General features: G+C 67.4%; 17 protein-coding genes. 12 read left to right on the top strand and 5 right to left on the bottom strand.

The features are described from left to right. Positions 1–14: 14 nt before the first annotated feature. Complete coding sequence (locus AC6CHX_RS03140; protein WP_498271598.1) at positions 15–539, bottom strand: murein hydrolase activator EnvC family protein; 525 nt, start codon at positions 537–539, stop codon at positions 15–17. A 305-nt stretch (positions 540–844) separates the two neighbouring features. Here AC6CHX_RS03140 and rpsB point away from each other — a divergent pair, with 305 nt between their 5' ends. From rpsB to AC6CHX_RS03095, 9 genes are all read left to right on the top strand, one after another. Beyond that, positions 845–1,795: a 30S ribosomal protein S2 gene (gene rpsB / locus AC6CHX_RS03135; RefSeq protein ID WP_498271597.1), complete on the top strand. Its 951-nt coding sequence runs from the start codon at positions 845–847 to the stop codon at positions 1,793–1,795. A 42-nt stretch (positions 1,796–1,837) separates the two neighbouring features. After that, positions 1,838–2,665, top strand: coding sequence for a translation elongation factor Ts (tsf, locus tag AC6CHX_RS03130; protein ID WP_021200481.1), 828 nt, complete (start codon positions 1,838–1,840; stop codon positions 2,663–2,665). A gap of 92 nt (positions 2,666–2,757) precedes the next feature. Beyond that, a complete protein-coding gene (pyrH, locus tag AC6CHX_RS03125) occupies positions 2,758–3,474 on the top strand; it encodes a UMP kinase (protein ID WP_017830711.1) in 717 nt (238 codons plus the stop codon). Positions 3,475–3,542: 68 nt separating this feature from the next. Beyond that, positions 3,543–4,097 (top strand): ribosome recycling factor, encoded by a 555-nt coding sequence (frr, locus tag AC6CHX_RS03120; RefSeq protein WP_029263480.1) that lies wholly within the window; start codon positions 3,543–3,545, stop codon positions 4,095–4,097. Positions 4,098–4,102: 5 nt separating this feature from the next. Beyond that, positions 4,103–5,251: a phosphatidate cytidylyltransferase gene (locus AC6CHX_RS03115; RefSeq protein WP_498271596.1), complete on the top strand. Its 1,149-nt coding sequence runs from the start codon at positions 4,103–4,105 to the stop codon at positions 5,249–5,251. Beyond that, positions 5,251–5,829, top strand: coding sequence for a DivIVA domain-containing protein (locus AC6CHX_RS03110; protein ID WP_498271595.1), 579 nt, complete (start codon positions 5,251–5,253; stop codon positions 5,827–5,829). Before AC6CHX_RS03115 ends, AC6CHX_RS03110 begins: the two co-directional genes overlap by 1 nt. A gap of 95 nt (positions 5,830–5,924) precedes the next feature. Then, positions 5,925–6,569 (top strand): aggregation-promoting factor C-terminal-like domain-containing protein, encoded by a 645-nt coding sequence (locus AC6CHX_RS03105; RefSeq protein WP_498271594.1) that lies wholly within the window; start codon positions 5,925–5,927, stop codon positions 6,567–6,569. Between the two features lie 9 nt (positions 6,570–6,578). Beyond that, positions 6,579–6,866: an Rv1322 family protein gene (locus AC6CHX_RS03100; RefSeq protein ID WP_136043841.1), complete on the top strand. Its 288-nt coding sequence runs from the start codon at positions 6,579–6,581 to the stop codon at positions 6,864–6,866. A 2-nt stretch (positions 6,867–6,868) separates the two neighbouring features. Further along, the gene (locus tag AC6CHX_RS03095; protein ID WP_498272024.1) at positions 6,869–7,585 is read left to right on the top strand and encodes an alpha/beta hydrolase; all 717 of its coding nucleotides are present in this window, start codon (positions 6,869–6,871) and stop codon (positions 7,583–7,585) included. A 15-nt stretch (positions 7,586–7,600) separates the two neighbouring features. Here the strand turns inward: AC6CHX_RS03095 and AC6CHX_RS03090 are convergent, their stop codons facing one another. Next, positions 7,601–8,662, bottom strand: coding sequence for an AI-2E family transporter (locus tag AC6CHX_RS03090; RefSeq protein WP_498271593.1), 1,062 nt, complete (start codon positions 8,660–8,662; stop codon positions 7,601–7,603). Between the two features lie 180 nt (positions 8,663–8,842). On the opposite strand from AC6CHX_RS03090, the gene AC6CHX_RS03085 reads away from it, so the two are divergent. Next, on the top strand, positions 8,843–10,774 hold the full coding sequence (locus AC6CHX_RS03085; protein ID WP_498271592.1) for a DUF8094 domain-containing protein: 1,932 nt from the start codon (positions 8,843–8,845) through the stop codon (positions 10,772–10,774). Then, positions 10,771–11,694, top strand: a complete 924-nt coding sequence (locus AC6CHX_RS03080) for a tetratricopeptide repeat protein (protein ID WP_136043844.1) — start codon at positions 10,771–10,773, stop codon at positions 11,692–11,694. The genes AC6CHX_RS03085 and AC6CHX_RS03080 overlap by 4 nt, the downstream gene beginning before the upstream one ends. A 28-nt stretch (positions 11,695–11,722) precedes the next feature. On the opposite strand, the gene glgB is transcribed toward AC6CHX_RS03080, so the two are convergent. The 3 genes from glgB to glgX all read right to left on the bottom strand — a co-directional run bounded on the left by glgB (position 11,723) and on the right by glgX (position 18,134). After that, a complete protein-coding gene (gene glgB, locus AC6CHX_RS03075; protein ID WP_498271591.1) occupies positions 11,723–13,927 on the bottom strand; it encodes a 1,4-alpha-glucan branching protein GlgB in 2,205 nt (734 codons plus the stop codon). Further along, entirely contained in the window at positions 13,924–15,996 is a 2,073-nt protein-coding gene (locus tag AC6CHX_RS03070; protein WP_498271590.1) for an alpha-1,4-glucan--maltose-1-phosphate maltosyltransferase, read from the bottom strand. Before AC6CHX_RS03070 ends, glgB begins: the two co-directional genes overlap by 4 nt. Positions 15,997–16,061: 65 nt before the next feature. After that, entirely contained in the window at positions 16,062–18,134 is a 2,073-nt protein-coding gene (gene glgX / locus AC6CHX_RS03065; protein ID WP_498271589.1) for a glycogen debranching protein GlgX, read from the bottom strand. Positions 18,135–18,234: 100 nt separating this feature from the next. Between glgX and AC6CHX_RS03060 the strand changes: the two genes are divergently transcribed. Then, the gene (locus AC6CHX_RS03060) at positions 18,235–19,410 is read left to right on the top strand and encodes a cysteine desulfurase family protein (RefSeq protein ID WP_498271588.1); all 1,176 of its coding nucleotides are present in this window, start codon (positions 18,235–18,237) and stop codon (positions 19,408–19,410) included. Positions 19,411–19,412: the final 2 nt, after the last annotated feature.

Here is a 19,412-nt window from a genome sequence, read left to right as displayed (position 1 = left end):
TCTCGGGGAATCGGTCACAGGCTGTCGCAGCAGGGGAGCAGGACGGCCCGAGGGACGCTGCCGAACAGGAGCATCGGGTTGATGTAGTTGCCATCTCGTCGCACGCCGAGGTGCAGCGCTCCTGCCGGGCTGTGACCGCCCAGGTCGACGAATCCGATCTCCTGCCCGGCCGACACGGCATCGCCCGGATCGAGTGTCGTTCGGAGGGGCTCGAAGGTGCTGACGAGCCCGTCGGCGTGTTGGATCGTCAGGAGCGGGCGGTCGACGACGGTTCCGCGGAATGCCACAGTGCCATCCGCAGGAGCTGTCACGGGCGCATCTATCGGCGAGGCCAGGTCGACGCCGCGATGACCCGCACCGTATTCGTGCGCCGGTGCGCGAAACGGTTCGACGACCGCCCTCACGCCGGTCAGTGGCCATCGCCAGTGCGGCGACTCGGCAGGATCGCCTGATGTCGCCGAGGCGTCGGCCGTGTACAGGGCGAGCAAGATGAGCAGGGCCGTGGTCGTTCCGGAAACCACTCGGAGAAGAGGGCGCATGAGCAGAGTGTCTCCTCTCGACCGAACGGCGGTCGCGAGGTCTCGGCAGGTTCAGCGGCAGCCGTGCACGATTCCGCTGAAGCGCCCCCGGTGCAGGGTGGGTGTCGTCGCGGCATCCTGTATGCTGGAGGAGCACCTCGATATCGGGGTGACTACGCGTGCCCAGAGCGGTTCATCCGCGGCATCCACATCCACAGGTCCTTCTCACCAGAGGGCGGGTGTGCGCCGGGCACCAGGAAGTCCGATCATCCGATCGGCTTGACAACCTCAACGGCGCAGAAACGCGCCAGAACCAGGAGACGACCATGGCTGTGGTCACCATCCGCCAGCTGCTCGACAGCGGCGTGCACTTCGGACACCAGACCCGTCGGTGGAACCCGAAGGTCAAGCGCTTCATCCTCACCGAGCGCAGCGGCATCCACATCATCGACCTCCAGCAGTCGCTGGGCTACATCGACAAGGCCTACGACTTCGTCAAGGAGACCGTCGCCCACGGTGGCACGATCCTCTTCGTCGGCACCAAGAAGCAGGCGCAGGAGATCCTCGCCGAGCAGGCGACGCGCGTCGGCCAGCCCTTCGTGAACCAGCGCTGGCTCGGTGGACTCCTCACCAACTTCCAGACGATCTCCAAGCGTCTCGCCCGCATGAAGGAGCTCGAGGAGCTCGACTACGAGACCCCGGCGAACAGTGGTTTCACGAAGAAGGAGCTCCTGCTCAAGAAGCGTGAGCTCGACAAGCTGCACAAGTCCCTCGGCGGTATCCGCAACCTCACCAAGACGCCGTCGGCCATCTGGGTCGTCGACGCCAAGCGCGAGCACCTCGCGATCGATGAGGCCAAGAAGCTCGGCATCCCGGTGATCGGCATCCTCGACACCAACGCCGACCCCGACGACTTCCAGTACCCGATCCCCGGCAACGACGACGCGATCCGCTCCGTCTCGCTGCTGACCCGCATCATCGCCGACGCCGCGGCCGAGGGCCTGCAGCAGAAGCACAACCCGGAGACGGGTGACGCCGAGCCGCTCGCCGACTGGGAGAAGGAGCTCCTCGAGACTCCGGCCCAGGAGGTCCAGGAGTCCGCTGACGCCGCTGAGGTCGCCGACGCAGGCGACGCTGCTGCGGTCGCCGAGACGCCCGCTGCCGACGAGACCGCTGCCGACGAGGCCGGTGCTGAGGCTCACGACGAGGCGATCGCCGCCGCTTCCGGTGAGGAGACCGCTGAGGTCGCCGCCGCCGAGGCAGCTGACGCCAAGTAATCCCCTCGTACACACACCTAACGAAGCAAGGAGCCACCACACATGGCCAACTTCACCATCGCTGACCTCAAGGCCCTGCGTGAGCAGCTCGGCACGGGAATGGTCGACACCAAGAAGGCGCTCGAGGAGGCTGACGGAGACGTCGCGAAGGCCACCGAGATCCTGCGTCTCAAGGGTGCGAAGGGCAACGCGAAGCGCGCCGACCGTTCGACCAGCGAGGGACTGATCGTCGCTCGCGAGCAGGACGGCGCTGTGACGCTCATCGAGCTCGCATGCGAGACCGACTTCGTCGCGAAGAACGAGCGCTTCATCGCGCTGGCCGACAAGGTCGCCGACGCCGCAGCAGCGGTCAAGGCCGACTCGGTCGATGCTGCCCTCGCCGCATCCGCCGGCGACAAGAGCGTCGAGCAGGTCATCTCCGAAGAGGCCGCGATCATCGGCGAGAAGGTCGAACTGCGCCGCGTGCGCACGATCGCCGGCGACAAGGTCGAGGTCTACCTGCACCGCACGAGCAAGGACCTGCCGCCGCAGATCGGCGTCGTCGTCGCCTACTCGGGTGATGACGCCGAGACCGCGCGCAGCATCGCCCAGCACATCTCGTTCGCGAACCCGTCGTACCTGTCCCGCGAGGACGTGCCGGCGGACGCTGTCGAGAAGGAGCGCGAGATCGTCACCGAGATCTCTCGCAACGAGGGCAAGCCGGAAGCGGCGCTCCCGAAGATCGTCGAAGGTCGCGTCTCTGCGTTCATCAAGCAGGTCGCCCTGCTCGAGCAGGACTACGCCAAGGACAACAAGCTCTCTGTCGCCCAGGTGGCGAAGGACGCCGGTATCACCGTGACGGACTTCGCGCGCTTCAAGGTCGGCGCGTAGCAAGGTCGAAGGGGTTCGGATCGCCATGATCCGAACCCCTTCTTCATGCCCACGAGGCACTATCTTGAATCGGGACGAGAGGACACCCACCCATGACTGAACGCACCGGACGCCGACGCGTCCTTCTCAAGCTCTCCGGAGAGGCCTTCGGAGCGGGGCAGCTGGGTGTCAGCCCCGATGTCGTCTCGCAGATCGCCCGCGACATCGCCGCGGCCGTCGATCGGGTCGAGGTCGCGATCGTCGTCGGCGGTGGCAACTTCTTCCGTGGCGCGGAACTCAGCCAGCGCGGCATGGATCGAGGCCGTGCCGATTACATGGGCATGCTGGGCACGGTGATGAACGCCCTCGCTCTCCAGGACTTCCTCGAGCAGGCCGGCGCAGCCACCCGCGTGCAGTCGGCGATCTCGATGACACAGGTCGCCGAGCCGTACATCCCGCGTCGCGCCGAGCGTCACCTGGAGAAGGGGCGGGTCGTCATCTTCGGCGCCGGCGCAGGACTCCCTTACTTCTCCACTGACACCGTGGCTGCGCAGCGTGCCCTCGAGATCGGGGCCGACGAGGTCCTCGTCGCCAAGAACGGCGTCGATGCGATCTACACCGCCGACCCGAACAAGCACGCCGACGCGGAGCGCATCGAGCGTGTCACGTATCGCGATGCGCTGCAGCGCGGCTTGAAGGTCGTCGACTCGACCGCGTTCAGCCTGTGCATGGACAACAGCATGGACATGCGCGTCTTCGGGATGGAGCCGGCGGGCAATGTGACCAGGGCCCTGCTCGGAGAGCCCATCGGAACCCTCGTCACCGCCTGAGCGTGTGACACGGCGGAGACTGCTTCGCCCGATAGAATTTGCAGAACACCCCGACGATAGGAGCCACCGTGATCGCGGACGTCCTCGCTGAAACCACCACTCGTATGAACCGGGCGGTCGAAGCTGCCAAGGAGGACTTCTCCACGGTGCGCACCGGGCGTGCGAACCCGCAGATGTTCCAGAAGGTCCTCGTGGACTACTACGGCACGCCGACCCCGATCGCGCAGCTGGCCTCGCTCGCGAACCAGGAGGCACGCACGCTCATCATCACGCCGTACGACAAGTCGGCCCTGAAGGCGATCGAGCAGGCCATCCGCGACATGCCGAACCTCGGTGTCAACCCGACGAACGACGGCAACCTCGTCCGTGTGACGATGCCCGAGCTCACGGCGGAGCGTCGCAAGGAGTACGTCAAGCTCGTCAAGACCAAGGCCGAGGATGCGAAGGTCCATGTCCGTGGCATCCGCCGCAAGGCGAAGGACGAGCTGGATGCGCTCAAGAGCGAGCTCGGCGAGGACGAGATCGCCCGCGGCGAGAAGGAGCTGGACGGCCTGACGCGTCAGCACGTCGACCTCATCGACGACGCGCTGAAGCGCAAAGAGGCCGAACTCCTCGAGGTGTAGTCGGGATGTCTGACGAAACGCGTGACGCCGAGGAGGACAGGCAGCCGCTGACGCGCCGAGACGCGCGTGACGGCACGCCTGCTGACGGCGTCCCGCTCGCAGACGCGGCCTTCCCGACGTTCGATGCGGAAGCCATCCCGCCTCGTCCACCCCTTCCGGCGTCGGCGGGCGGCGGGACATCCGTCGTCGGTGGTCCGCTGGATACGGCGGACCACAATGCGATCCGCGAGCAATGGCGGGCGGCGAGGGACGAGCTCGAGAACCATGTCTCCCATGCACGGGATCAGATCGATCAGGCGAATGAACGGATCAAGCAGCGCACGGGACGTGATCTCGTCCTCGCGATCCTGATCGGTCTGGCGTTCGGAGCGGCGCTGCTCGCATCCTTGCTCTTCGTCAAGGCGCTGTTCGTGCCGTTCGCTCTCGCTGCGGCGCTGCTGGGCGTGTACGAACTCTCCCGGGCGCTTCGGGCGTCCGGCCGCCGGATCGACGTCATTCCTCAGCTCGTTGCCGGCGCCTTCCTGGTGCTCTCGGCCTACTTCGCCGAGCCGTGGCTGTCCTGGGTCATGCTCTTCGTCGCCGTCGCGTTCGTCATCGTGTGGCGACTCATCGCGCAGATGGTCGCGAAAGACGGCCGCACCTACGGAGACGTTCTCGCGGATGCGGTCATCAGCGGATTCGTCCAGGTCTACGTTCCCTTCCTCGCCGGCGTCGCCCTCATCCTCCTTGAACAGGAGGGCGGCCAATGGTGGGTTCTGAGCTTCATCGCCATCGCGGTCGCCGCCGACACGGGTGCGTATGCGGCGGGTCTCGCGTTCGGGCGGCACCCGATGGCCCCGAAGATCAGCCCCAAGAAGACGTGGGAAGGGTTCGGCGGTGCCGTGCTCGCCTCCCTGGTCGCCGGCGTGCTGCTGGCCATCCTCCTTCTCGAGCTGCCCTGGTGGGCCGGTGTGGTCTTCGGCGTCTCGATCCTGCTGTCGGCGACACTGGGCGATCTCGGTGAGTCCATGCTCAAGCGTGACCTCGGCATCAAGGACATGAGTTCCTGGCTTCCCGGGCACGGCGGTCTTCTCGATCGGCTCGACAGCATCCTGCCCTCGACGATCCCGGCGCTCGGCCTCTACTTCCTCCTCTCTCCCTGGGTGGTGCTGTGATGAACGAAGAGCAGATCGCGGAACGGACGGCGGATGCTCTGCCGGCGTTCGCACTGACATCCGGGCGCGAGCGCGGATATCACCGTGCTGCCGTCGACGCGTTCCTCGCGTCCGCTCGACGAGCGTTCGAGTCCGGTACCGATGAGCTGGGCGCCGATGATGTGCGCGCGGCGTCTTTTCCGCTTGTCAAGGGCGGCTATGTCGTGGCCGACGTCGACGCGGCGCTCGGTCGCGTGGAAGACGCCTTCGCCGCGCGTGAGCGCGAGCGTGTGGTGCGCGCGCAGGGAGCCGAGGTGTGGGTCGAGCAGGCGAGAGCCGACGCGCAGGTCATCCTGGACCACCTGGCGCGACCTCGACGCCGGCGCTTCGCCCGCACCGGGGTGCTCACATTCGGCTACCGCATCGACGAGGTCGACCATGTCTCGACCAGGATCATCCGCTATCTCCGGGATGGCGACCCGCTCTCCGCCGAGCAGCTGCGATCGGCAGCGTTTCGGATGCAGCGGGGCGGCTACCGCGAGGAGCAGGTCGATGCGCTCCTCGACGCCACGATCGACGTGATTCTGGCCGTTCGCTGAGTTCCTGATGGTCGTCACAGGCGCCTTTGCGTAGACTGTCCTTCATCGTGAACTCCCGAAACGACATGAACCCCCAACGACGCGACCTTTCGCTGATGCCCGCAGCGAGGGTCGGATCCGCGCGCACGGGCTCTCGTCGAGCGTCTCGCCGACGCGGCGTCGTCAGCGTGGTCAGCGCTCTCGCCGTGGTCGGATTCGCGGGGGCACTCGTGGCACCGACCGGGGTCGCTCTGGCCGAACCCGTGCAGTCCGACACCCCGGATTCGGCTTATTCGCTGGCTCTCGCCGACACGCAGAACCTCACGGTCACCGTCAGCGGTGCTGCCATCACGCCGATCGAGCGCGGCACGTTCGAGGTGTACGTGAAGCCGAAGCCCAAGCCGAAACCCAAGCCGGCTGCCACTGTCTCCACGGGCTCGCAGGGTGGATCCTCCGGGGGCACTCTGCCTCCGTACTCGGGAGGTGGCGCTCCCGCGGACTGGATGGCCGCCGCCGGGATCGCGCAGAGCGATTGGCAGTACGTCGACTACATCGTGTCGCGCGAGAGCGGTTGGAACCCGAACGCGACGAACTCGTCCTCGGGCGCGTGCGGCCTGGTTCAAGCCCTTCCCTGCAGCAAGGTGCCCGGTAACGGCTACGACCCGGTGGACAACCTGCGCTGGGCAACCGGCTACGCCACGGGTCGTTACGGCAGCTGGGCCGGGGCCTACACCTTCTGGACGAACAACCACTGGTGGTGAGCAGGAGCGATGCCTCGCTCACGCAGACGCCCTCCGGCGCGCCCGGAAGCCGACGACTCGTTCGAGCGGCTGCTCGCCGGATGGAAGCGCTCCGAGATCCGTCGCGGCAACGAATGGACCGTGCAGCCGGTTTCGTCCGCACAGGCCCAGAAGGACTACGTCTGCCCTGGTTGTGCGCAGCCGATCGTGGCGGGAACCGCACACCTGGTCGCTTGGCGGGCTGACGGCGTCCTCGGCGATGCCGCTGATCTCGCCGCGCGCCGGCACTGGCACACACACTGTTGGAGGATCGCGTGAGCATGGAGATTCGAGGGCCGCTGGAGCTTCCCGCCGAGCGGGAGGACATCGAGCTGAAGACGGCGGACGGTCTCACGCTGGTCGGAGAGCTCGCCCTCCCGGAGAGCGTGCCGCCCGTCGCGACGCTCGTCACCCTGCATCCGCTGCCGACAGCCGGCGGCTTCATGGACTCCCACATCATCCGCAAGGCGGCAGCCAGGCTTCCCGCACTGGCTGACCTGGCGGTCCTGAGGTTCAACACGCGAGGAACCACGTCGCCCCGCGGCACGAGTGACGGCGCGTTCGACGGGGGTGCGGCCGAGCAGTTCGATGTCGCGGCGGCCATGGACTTCGTCCGTGCACGGGCGCTCCCGCGACCGTGGCTCCTCGGATGGTCTTTCGGCACCGAACTCGCGCTCAAGTACGGGCGCGACCATGACATCGCCGGTGTGATCCTCCTGTCTCCGCCGCTGCATCGGGCGACGGAAGCAGAGGTCGCCGCCTGGGCTGCCACCGATGTCCCGCTCGTCGTGCTGGTGCCGGAGCTGGACGACTACCTGCGGCCCGACGAGGCACGGGAACGATTCGCTTCGATACCGCACGCGCAGCTGATCGCTGTCGAGGGCGGGAAGCACCTGTGGGTCGGCGAGACGCAGACGCGGCGCGTGCTCACCGAGATCGTGGCCGCGGTGAACCCGTCGGCGCTGCCCCTCGCCACGCACTGGCCGCCGGCGGACTGATCGAGGGCCGGACGCTCAGAGTTCGTTCATCCGCGGGATGAGCACCTGTCGATAGATGATCAGGATGCTTGCCGCCACCGGAATCGCGATGAGCGCACCCAGCAGACCGAGCAGGCTTCCACCTGCGAGGGCTGCGACGACGACCACTGCCCCGGGGACGGCGACTGCACGGCTCATGATGCGCGGCGAGATCACATACGCCTCGATCTGCATGTAGATGAGGTAGTAGATCGCCGCGGCGATCGCGATCCCTGGCGACCCGAGCCCGGGGATCAGACATACCAGGACGATGATCGTCGAGCCGGTCAGGGTCCCGACGAGCGGGATCAGCGAGAAGAAGAAGGCGATGATCGCGAGAACCGCCGGGAACGGCGCATCGATGATCGAGAGGTAGATCGCGCTGAGGACGCCGTTGATCACGCCCTGGGACACCTGCCCCATGACGTAATACCCCACCGAGTCGGTGATCTGTTCCGAAAGGTCGATGAAGCGGTCGCGTTTCGAGGACGGGGCGAGCTGGTACACGGCGCGCTTGAGCGACGGCGTCGAGGCGGTGAGATAGATCGTCAGGATGAGGATGATGAACGCGCCGAACAGTCCGCTGACAAGGGCGCCGCTGGCGACGAGGACGCCCTGGCCGATGGACCCGCCGATCTCGGCGAGGTTCGTCGTCAGCCAGTCGGTGACGTAGGTGAAGACGACATCGACCTGCAGATTCGGGAAGGTGTCCTGCATCCACTCCTTGAGATCCGGGATCAGGTCCCCTCGCGAAAGGATGGCAGTGATCTGGGCGATCAGCTGGGAGATCTGATCCACGAGCACGGGAAGGATGATCAGCACGATCCCGCTGAAGATCGCGAGGACGGCGAGGATCGTCACCAGCACGGCCAGCCAGCGGGGGAGTCGACGGCGCTCGAGGAAGGACACGAGCGGATCGAGCCCCAGGCTCAGGAACAGCGCCGTGCCGACGTAGAGCAGGACGCTGGAGAGAGTCTCCACGCTGTTGATCAGGAGGATCCCCAGTCCAACGCCGAGCGTCGCCACGAGGGCGGTGCGGAACGGATTGTGGATCTTCATGCGACGACTCCTCGAAACGGCTGCAGCAAGGGTATCCAGACGCCGCGCAACGCCGCGCGCGACGTGCCGGTCCAGCCTGCACTGCACGTGTACGTGGGCAACACACAGCTGATTTCGCTAGTCTGAAATGTCGAGTGTTGCGTCGCGGGCAGATGCCGGTGATGCGTGAGGAGACTATTCGTGCGTTTCGTATGGGCCGTGGTGGCCTTCGTTCTTGCCGCCGTGCTGATCGGGGCGGGGATCGCCCAGCGCACCTTCGTTGGCCCCGACTCGCAGCAGACGCCCGTCGAGATCGAGGAGCCCGCGCCGTTCGTCCTCCTGGATGGAGACGTGCTCCGGACGAACCCGGGTGTTCAGACCCTGATCGTCCGCGGGCAGGGCGACATCTTCGGCAGCTACGGCAGGACCGCCGACATGGAGGCCTGGCTCGCAGACTCCGACTACAACCACGTCACGGTGGACGACGACGGCGGCTTCGCGGTCGAGCACGTGTCGGCGGCCGAAGATGCGGACGAGGCGGACGGCGGCGCAGGTGAGGAGGGCGAGGCGGCTACGGGCCGTGACCCCCGGGGATCCGACCTGTGGCTGGACTCCTTCGAGAAAGAGAACCGCCTCGTCGCCGACAACATGCAGCTCCCCGAGGGAACGAGCATGCTGGTCGCCTACGACGGCACGCAGGATGCTCCTGATGACATCGTCGTCTCCTGGCCGCTCGACACCTCGACCCCCCTGGCGGGGCCCCTCATGGTCGCCGGTGGCGTCGTCCTGCTGATCGGACTCGTCCTGTACGTGCTCGGGATCCGCCACCAGCGTCGTGGCCGTGGGCCGCGCCGCAAGGGCCCCGGCCCGCTTCCTGCGACCGAGCCGATCGACATCGCGGTGCTTCCTCCGGAGGAGCGCGCGGCGATCGAAGGCTCGGCGGAAACACCGACCTCCGCCGACCCGAGGCCCTCCGCCGACACCGCGGATACCGAGATCGAAGAGGGGGAGATCGTGGACCCCAAGGAGAACGACTCGAAGACGTCGATGCGCGCGAAGACCCCCGCTCGTCGTCGCCGGCTGCTTGCGATTCCCGCGCTCGGGCTCACTGCTCTTCTCGCTGCCGGGTGTTCCGCAGACTCCTGGCCGCAGTTCGGCGGTGCCTCTGTCTCGCCCTCGCCCAGCCCGACGGTGATCGCTCCGGAGAACCAGAAGCCGCCGGCCGTGACCGAGTCCCAGGCGAAGCGAATCCTGAAGTCCGTCTCCGACACGGTGGTGGAGGCAGACACCGCACTCGACCTCGACCTGGCGTCCACCCGTCTGGCCGGACCGGCTCTCGCTGCTCGCACGACCGAGTACGCGCTGCGGACCAAGCTCACGGACATGGCCGTTCCTGCGGCGATCCCGACCGATGATGTCGAGGTCGTGCTTCCGGAGGCGACCGACGCATGGCCGAGGACCGTGCTCATGCTTGCGAAGACCAAGGGCGACGACACCGAGCCGCCCGTCGTGCTCACGATGACCCAGGCCGACCCGTGGTCGAACTACAAGGTCCGCAATATGGCCGAGATGTCCGCGGATGCGGTGTTCCCCGACGTCGCGGCTGCCTGGCTCGGTACGTCGCTCGTCCCATCGGACTCCGCGTTCCTCACGCTCCCTCCCGCCGAACTCGCCCCGGCGTTCGCCGATGTCGTCGACTCGGGGGAGAAGAGCGAGTTCTACGGCCTGTTCGATGATCTGGCGCTGAACCTTGCGACGTCGATCACCGACAGTCGGCAGGCCGTGGTCAAGGGCCTCGCCGACAAGGGCGCCTCCAAGACATCCGAGGCGGCATTCGACATGGCGCCGACGACGGACGAGCCCATCTCGATGACCACGCTCGACAGCGGTGCGATCGTCGCGGTCTCCTTGACCGATACCGAGACGGTGACGCCCGTGTCGTCCGACGTGGTGATCCGGTTCGGGGACAACGCTCAGGCGAAGGCGCTCACCGGTGCGACCGAGTCCGCGAAGGGCGTCGAGACGACTTATGAGTTCCAACTGTTCTTCTCGGTCCCCGCTCAGGGGTCGACGGAGCAGATCAGGCTCCTGGCAGTCCACCAGGACCTCCTTTCCGTGAAGGTGATCAAGTGAGTGAAATCTCTCCGTCCGCGCTGCGCGGCGCGGTGGACCTGTCGACCCTCCGCAACCGCCCGGCGTCGCCGCCCGAGGGCGCTCCTGCTCCCGGTGTGGTCGATGTCGTCGTCGATGCGACCGACGAGACGTTCGGGCAGATCCTCGAACTCTCACGCACGGTTCCCGTCGTCGTGGACCTGTGGGCCGAGTGGTGTGGACCGTGCAAGCAGCTGAGCCCGATCATCGAGAAGGTGACTCGTGAGCTCGGCGGCCGGGTGCTGCTCGCCAAGGTCGATGTCGACGCGAACCCGCAGTTGGCGCAGAGCTTCCGCGCGCAGTCGATCCCGATGGTGGTGGCGTTGATCGCCGGCCAGCCGGTACCGATGTTCACAGGCGCGGTGCCGGAGCAGCAGGTGCGCGAGGTCTTCGCCCAGCTTCTGCAGGTGGCCGCGCAGAACGGCGTCACCGGATCGCTCTCGGTCGATGCGGATGCCGAAGCACCGGCGACCCCGGAGGAGCCGGAGCTGCCGCCGCTGCACGCCGAAGCGTTCGCTGCGATCGAGGCAGGCGACTACACAGCCGCGATCCGCGCGTACGAGAAGGCCCTCGCCGAGAACCCTCGCGATGAGGAGGCGATCGCGGGCCTCGGCCAGGTGCGTCTGCTTGACCGCGTGCAGGGACTCGATCTGCAGACGGCGCGCGCAGCGGCCGCGGAGGGACCGCTCGATGTTCAGGCGCAGTTCGATGTGGCCGACCTCGATCTTGCCGGCGGGCATGTCGAAGACGCTTTCGCGCGACTGCTCGACCTGTTCGCGCAGCTGCCGTCCGACCAGCGCACCCCTGTGCGGGAGCGCCTGATCGAGCTGTTCGGCCTCATCGGGACGGGTGACCCGCGAGTCGTGGCCGCCCGGAACCGGCTTTCGTCGCTGCTGTTCTAGCCCTTGGAGGGTTCGGGGCGGGTCACCGTCATCCGTGACTGACGGTGGGTACGTGCGGGTCGGACTGGTGGCGTAGCCACAGCGTCGAAAGCGCGGGAAGCGTCATCGTCGCGGTGGGGGCGCCACCATCCTCGCCCGACGCGAAGACCATGCCCAGGTTTCCTGACCCTCGTCCGCCGTATTCGGCAGCATCGGTGTTGAGCACCTCCTGCCAGACGCCGTCCTGCGGAAGTGCGAGTCGATATCCCGCGCGTTCCACGCCGGCGAAGTTGCTCACGACGACCAGACGGCCTCCATGGGAATCCCGCCGCTCGAAGGCGATCACGTTCGGGTCCCAGCTGGGTGCACCGAGGCGGTGGAACGACGATCCATCGTTGTCGCGCGCCCAGAGAGGGGACTGGGACCTGTAGGCACGGTTCATCGCTCCGACGAAGTCCTGCAGCTGCGCGTGCGACGGCTGTTCGAGGAGCCACCAGTCCAGCTCACGCCCTTCCGACCACTCGGCGAGCTGACCGAATTCCTGCCCCATGAACAGGAGCTTCTTGCCGGGGTGTCCCCACATGTAGGCGAGGTAGGCGCGGACGTTGGCGAGCTTGTGCCAATGGTCGCCGGGCATCTTCGCCATCAGGCTGCCCTTCCCGTGCACGACTTCGTCGTGGCTGATCGGCAGCAGATAGTTCTCCCCGAATGCGTACACGAACGAGAACGTCATCTCGCCCTCGTGGTGCGCCCGGTACATCGGGTCGCGGGAGATGTACTGGAGCGAGTCGTTCATCCAACCCATGTTCCACTTGAACCCGAATCCCAGCCCCGCGTGATCAGTGGGTGCCGTGACGCCGGGGAAGCTGGTCGACTCCTCGGCGATCATCATGATGCCGGGGTGCAGGCGGTACGCCGTGGCGTTCACCTCCTGCAGGAACCGGATCGCCTCGAGGTTCTCGCGACCGCCGTGGATGTTCGGTTCCCATTCGCCGGCTTCGCGGGAGTAGTCGAGATAGAGCATCGAGGCGACCGCGTCGACGCGCAGCCCGTCCACGTGGAACTCCCTGAGCCAGTACAGCGCGTTGGCGACGAGGAATCCCCGCACCTCGGGACGGCCGTAATCGAAGATGAGCGTGCCCCAGTCCTGGTGCTCGCCGCGACGCGGGTCCGGGTGCTCGTAGAGCGGCTGGCCGTCGAAGCGGGCGAGTGCGAAGGCGTCCTTGGGGAAGTGCCCGGGGACCCAGTCCATGATCACGCCGATACCGGCCTGGTGCAGCTTGTCGATCAGGTACCGCAGATCGTCGGGGGTGCCGAACCGGCTCGTGGGCGCGTAGTACCCGCTGACCTGGTAGCCCCAGGAGCCTCCGAACGGGTGCTCCGCCAGGGGCATGAACTCCACATGGGTGAATCCGGCATCCGTGACGTGCTGGATCAGCGGCTCGGCGATGTCCCGGTATCCGAGTCCCTCGCGCCAGGAGCCGACGTGGATCTCGTAGACCGACAGCGGCTGCGCGACAGCGTGTGTCGCGGCGCGCCGGGTCATCCATGCGCCGTCCGCCCACTCGTACGAGGATGAGGTCACGACCGATGCCGTGTCCGGCGGCACCTCGGCGGCGAGAGCCATCGGGTCGGCCTTGAGGATCCAGGCGCCCTCGCGGGTGCGGAGCTGATACTTGTACCGCGTGCCCAGCGGGAGATCGGGGATGAAGAGCTCCCAGACCCCGCTCACGCCCATCGAGCGCATGGCATGGGCTTCGCCGTTCCAGTCGTTGTGATCTCCCACGACGCGCACGGCTGTGGCGTTGGGCGCCCAGACGGCGAACGAGACGCCCTGTTCGCCCCCCAGGGTGCGCGGGTGCGCCCCGAGCATCTCCCAGAGGCGTTCGTGGCGGCCCTCTGCGATCAGATGGAGATCAAGGTTTCCGAGGGTCGGGTGGTGTCGGTACGGATCTCCGGACAGCGTCTCTTCGTGGTCCGCATATCGCGTGGCGACGCGATAGGGGAGCGGGGGACCGACATGCTGCGCCTCCCAGATGCCGTGCGCGACATGGACGAGCTCGAGCCGACTGCCGTCGCCGAAGACCGCGGCCACGCTGCTGGCCAGGGGCCGTCGGACGCGGATGACCGTCACCGTGCGATCGGCCGCATCCTTGCGGGGATGCGCGCCGAGAACGGCATGCGGATCGTGGTGCGTGGCCGAGGAGATGGCCTCCCACTCGGTGGACGCCGTGACATCTTCTGCGTAGCTCATGCTCGCTCCCTCACCTTCAGGATGTGCACCGGCTCGGCGAAGGCGTCGAGTCGCACGTAGTTGTGGTCGCTCCAGGTCCAGACGGCGCCGGTGAGCAGGTCTTCGACCTCGAACGACTCGCCGAGCGGAACGCCCCACTGGGTGCTGTCGAGATGCACGGTCGTCTCGCGGACCGAGTGCGGGTCCACGTTCGCGACCACGATGATGGTGTCCGCGTGGCCCGTGCCGGTGAACGGGGCGGCCAGGTGCTTGCTGTAGACGAGGACGGCATCGTCATCGCTCCAGTGCGCCCGGAAGTTCCTGAGCTGACGGAGTGCCGGGTGGGCGGTGCGGATCTCGTTGAGCCGTCGAAGCAGCGGAGCGAGGGATTCTCCGCGAGCCTCGGCGCCCGACCAATCTCGGAACTTGTACTCGTACTTCTCGTTGTCGATGTTCTCCTCGGAGCCGGGCCGCGCCACGTTCTCGAAGAGCTCGTAACCGGCGTACACCCCGTACACCGGACCAGCGGTGGCGGCGATGCAGGCACGGATGCGGTACGCCGCGCGACCGCCGAACTGCAGGTACTCGGTCAGGATGTCGTGCGTGTTCACGAAGAGATTGGGCCGCATGTAGTCGGACGTCTCCTGCGACACGGAGGTGAGGAACTCCTCCAGTTCGCTCTTGGTGTTCCGCCAGGTGAAGTAGCTGTAGCTCTGCTGGAACCCGACGGCGGCCAGGGCACGCATGACAGCCGGACGGGTGAACGCCTCGGCGAGGAAGATCACATCCGGGTCCACGGTGTTGACCTCGCGGATCAACCACTCCCAGAACTGCAGCGGCTTGGTGTGGGGGTTGTCGACCCGGAAGATCTTCACCCCCTGGGCAACCCAGTGCTGCACGACGCGCAGCATCTCGGCCGCGATGCCGTCGGGGTCGTTGTCGAAGTTGAGGGGGTAGATGTCCTGGTACTTCTTCGGCGGGTTCTCCGCGTACGCGATCGTCCCGTCGGGGAGAGTCGTGAACCACTCCGGGTGCGCGCTCACCCAGGGATGATCCGGGGAGGCTTGGAGTGCGAGGTCGAGGGCGACCTCGAGGCCCACCCCGTGCGCCGCCCGGACGAAGGAGCGGAAGTCGGCGGACGAACCCAGGTCGGGGTGGATGGCATCGTGGCCGCCCTCCGCGGAGCCGATCGCATACGGCGAGCCGGGGTCACCCGACTCGGCGGTGAGGGTGTTGTTGCGTCCCTTGCGGTTGGTGGTTCCGATCGGATGGATCGGAACCAGGTAGACCACGTCGAAACCCATCGCGGCGACCTCCGGCAGGCGTCTGGCCGCCGTGCGGAACGTCCCACTCTTCACCGTGCCGTCCTTGAGCCGCTTCGCCCCCTCCGATCGGGGGAAGAACTCGTACCAGGCACCGACGCCCGCAGCATGCCGTTCGACGTCGAGTGTGTGTCTCTCGGTCGCGGAGCACAGGGTCACCAGGGGGCGGGCGCGGAAGAGGTCGGCCAATCCGGGATCCGTGGAAAGCGCGAGCGCCGTCGCACCGTCCCCGCCCTCCAGTGACTCCGCATCCGCGAGCAGACGCTTTCGCTGCGCAGCGGGACGCTCCTTCTCAGTGGCGGCTCTCGCGAGCAGCTCTGCTCCGAGCGCAGCCATCACCGGCACGTCGACCCCGGCCGCGACCTTCAGCTCCGTGGCATGGGCCCAGGTCGCGAAGTCGTCCGAGAAGGCCTCGAACCGATAGCGCCATGCGCCCTGCTCATCGAGCGCGATCTCGGCCGACCACCGGTCCGTGCCGTCGTTCCGGGCGGTCAACCGGTGGAGGCTCTCCTCGCCGGACGGCGAAGTGAGGCGGACGTGCACGCCGATGATGTCGTGCCCCTCGCGGAACGAGACCACGCTGAACGGGACCACCTCGCCCACGAACGCCTTCGGCGCGAAGCCGCCGGGAACCGCCGGACTGGGATCGAGCAGGGGGATCCGCGTGGTGCGGAGGGAGCCCGGAACATCCGCGTCGACGAAGACGCGCGTCGGGATCTGAGCGGGGCTCCGGAGAGCCGAGGACCGGGTACCAGCGCGTGCAGCCACATCCCGAATGTACCGCGCGGACGTGGTCGCGGGTAGCGCGCCGCGTGGTGCGTCGGTAGCGGGGCTCATTCGACGCGGAACAGCCTCATCGACGTTCCGGACACCGGCAGCACATCGCCGGGTGCGAAGACCTCCTCCTCATCGGAGGGCCGCTCCTGAGCGCTCGACCACAGGGACACGAAGCGGGTCGCGCCTTCGATCTCCTCGGGGAGACGCACGTCGATCGGCGCCTCCGTCCCGTGCACGATGAGCAGGATCCGGTTGTACGCCTCGGTGTCGGGCGTGGACGCGGCGACGTATTGCAGCGTCCTGTTCCCGGGATCTGCCCACTGCCCCTGCTCCATCGTCTCGCCGTTCTGGTCGTACCAGTCCATGACCGAGGCGTTGGGGATGTGCTCGCCGAGCCGTGCATAGCGACTCGGGCGGAGCGCCGGATTATCCTGCCGCAACCGGATCAGGTGGGAGACATGCGCACGCAGGTCCTCCTGCCAGGGCTCGAACTCCCAGGCGAGCCAGGTGAGAGCGGAATCCTGAGCGTAGGCGTTGTTGTTGCCGCGCTGGGTGCGGCCGACCTCGTCGCCGGCGGTGAGCATCGGGATGCCGGCGGAAAGCAGCAGAGTCCCGAGCAGGTTGCGCATGGCCTTGCGACGCGCGGCGAGAATCGTCGGGTCGTCCGTCGGCCCCTCGATACCGTGGTTGAACGCACGGTTGGTGTCAGCGCCGTCGCGGTTCTGCTCGCCGTTGGCCTCGTTGTGCTTGACGTCGTACGAGACGAGGTCATGCAGGGTGAAACCGTCGTGGGCGGTGACGAAGTTCACGCTGGCGAGCGGACCCCGATCTTCGCTGAAGGTGTTCGAGGAACCGGCGAGACGCGTCGCGAACCCCCCGATGCCCACCGGTGCCGACGCACGGCGTGCATAGTCGATGTCGCTCAGCCAGAAGTTGCGCACGCGGTCGCGGTAGCGATCGTTCCACTCGTGCCACCCCGAGGGGAAGTTCCCCGTCTGCCACCCGCCGAGGCCCACATCCCACGGCTCTGCGATGAGCTTCGTGTCCGCGAGGATCGGATCGTCGGCGATAGCGGTCAGAAGCGGATGCTCCGGTGTGTACGCGTGGGACTCGTCCCGTGCGATCGCGGTGGCGAGATCGAAGCGGAAACCGTCGATCTGCATCTCCTGCGCCCAGTAGCGGAGCGAGTCGAGCACGAGTCTGGCCCCGGCGTCGGTCGCGGTGTTCAGCGTATTGCCGCACCCGGTGGTGTCGACGTAGACGCCGGCCTCGTCCTGACGGTAGTAGACGGCGTTGTCGATGCCGCGCAGGCTCGAACGGGGTCCGCCGATGCCCTCTTCCGAGGTGTGGTTGTAGACGACGTCGAGGATCACTTCGAGGCCGGCCTCGTGCAGCAGCCGCACCATCCCCTTGAATTCCGCGAGCACGGCCTCCGGGCCTTCCTTGCGCGCGTCCTCCGTCGCATAGGCGGTGTGCGGAGTGAAGAAGTTCAGGGTGTTGTAGCCCCAGTAGTTGGTGAGCCCGCGTTCGAGCAACCGCGGCTCCGGCACGAAGGCGTGCACGGGGAGGAGCTCGATGGAGGTGATGCCCAGCGAGTGGAAGTACTCGATCATCGCGGGATGCGCGAGGCCGGCATACGTGCCGTGCAGTGCAGGAGGGACATCGGGGTGCCGCTTGGTGAGTCCCTTGAGATGTCCCTCGTAGATCACGGTGCGGTCGAGGGGGATACGCGGCTTCTGGGAGTCGCCCCAGTCGAATCCGTCGACGATCACGACGGAACGCCACTCCTCGTACCCGTCGCCCTGGGCGAGACCGCGCGCATACGGGTCGAGCAGGAGCGTCTCCGGGTTGAAGGTGTTTCCGGGGCCGTGAGGGCCGCCGACACGGATGGCGTAGCGGACGCCCGGCTGCAGGAGTTCCGTGGTGACCTCCCAGACACCTCCGGCCAGTCGCTCGAGCGGGACCTCGTCGGTCGCCCAGTCCAGGTCGGTGGCATCGAACACGACCAGCTCGATCGACGAGGCGTTCTGGGACCAGACGCGCAGTGTGCCGACGCCGTCGTGCAGACGGACGCCGAGGTTGTCGAGGGTGGTGCCGCCGGGCACGGTGAGGTCTCGGGACGCGGGCATGAGTACACACTAGGCGCGATGTGTTGCAGTCTCATGTCAGGGCGTACCGGGTTCCATGGCCGCAGACCCGGCAGGGCGCGTTTCGCGAGAGAATCGAAGGATGCGGCACTATCTCGATCATGCGGCGACCACGCCTCTGCGCCCCGAAGCGCGCGACGCCTGGCTGGCCGCCACGGAGACCGTCGGCAACGCGTCGTCCACGCACGGCGCCGGCCAGGACGCCCGCCGACTGCTCGAGGAATCCCGCGAGCGCGTCGCCGCGAGCCTCGATGCCGACCCGATCGAGATCGTGTTCACCTCGGGGGGCACCGAGTCGATCAATCTCGCGCTGCAGGGCCTGTGGCGGTCCCGCCCCGAGGGCACATCGGCGATCGTCATGCCCGAAGCCGAGCACCACGCCACGATGGACACCGTGGCCGCACTCGTGGAGGATGGCGCCGAACTGCGCCGGGTGCCGGTGACCGACCGCGCGCGCATCGAGCCGGAGCAGTTCGCGTTGCAGCTTCCGGAGGCGGCTCTCGCCACCGCGCTCGTCGCCAACAATGAGGCCGGTACGATCAACGACGCCGCAGCGCTGTCCGCCGCTGCCGCCACGGCCGAAGTGGCGCTCCACCTCGATGCGGTCGCTGCGCTCGGACATGTACCGCTGTCGTTCCGTGGTCTGCGTGGGGGTGCAGCCGGGGGAGTCGGCCTCGTGGCCATGAGCCTCGCCGGGCACAAGATCGCGGCTCCCGTCGGCGTCGGGGTGCTCGTCACGGCCCGTACCGCGCGCATGACGGCCCTCCTGCGCGGCGGCGCGCAGCAACGAGGACTCCGCGCCGGAACCCAGGACGTCGCCGGGGCCGCGGCGTTCGCCACCGCGCTCGAGCTCGCCGAAGCCCAGCGGGTCGAGGAGGCCGCACGACTCCGCGCACTGCGCGACCGTCTGGTCTCCGGGATCCGCGCCGCAGTTCCAGCGGCGGAACTCCTGGGTGACCCGGTCGATCGTCTGCCAGGCAACGCGCATCTGCTCTTCCCCGGTGCGGTGGGGGAGAGCCTGCTGTTCCTCCTCGACGTCGCCGGGGTCGCGGCGTCGACCGGATCGGCGTGTCAGGCGGGCGTCGCCGAACCGTCGCACGTCGTGATGGCGATGGGGCGGAGCGAACGCGATGCGCGCAGTGTTCTCCGGTTCTCGCTCGGGCGCACCTCGACCGACGCCGATGTCGACGCAGTTCTCGCCGCGATCGCCGACGCGTACACGCGGGCATCCGGCGCCGGTACAGGCACACGCTCGTAGAC

This window comes from Microbacterium sp. GQ128, assembly GCF_059758615.1.
The sequence above is the reverse complement of the archived record's forward strand: the minus strand, read 5'-3'. Positions and strand labels throughout refer to the sequence as shown.